The organism is Bradyrhizobium sp. Crot121 (assembly GCF_059512385.1).
Genome location: NZ_JCAMOR010000351.1, coordinates 1 through 481 on the forward strand (window position 1 = coordinate 1; position 481 = coordinate 481).

At 63.8% G+C, this 481-nt stretch carries 1 protein-coding gene; it reads right to left on the reverse strand.

Annotation, left to right across the window (positions count from 1 at the left end):
- A partial coding sequence (locus AC5ZGW_RS46930) for an IS701 family transposase (protein ID WP_496114243.1) occupies nucleotides 1–481 on the reverse strand: 481 nt, incomplete at both ends.

Genomic DNA, 481 nt, shown 5'->3' on the forward strand with positions numbered 1-481 from the left:
CTTTGGTCCCTCCGCCGGACGACAGGCGGCGCCAGGCCTTTTTGGGAAGGCTCCGCGCGATCGCGGCGGCGGTGCCGGCGACAGGCCGCTGCTTGCCCCAGGAGCGGAACACATGATTGGACGCAACACCCAGGACATAGCCTTTGCCCGCCTTGCGCAGCAGGGTTTCGATCTCTCCAGTGCCATACACGCTGTCCGCCGCCACGAACGAGAACGGCACGTTGGCCGTGGTCGCGCGAGTGATCATCTGACGCGCGATCTTGGGTTTCGTCGCAAAGCTCACATCGCTCGGTACATGCGCTGCCTTCAGGCGAGCGGAGTCGTCCGTCCATTCTTTTGGCAGGTAGAGCGCCCGGTCGATGAAGGCATGGCCATGCCGTGACACATAGGCGGCGAACACTCCGATCTGGCAATTGGTGATCTTGCCCGCCGAGCCAGTGTACTGGCGTGCGACCCCGCACGAGGCCTTGCCCTGTTTCAA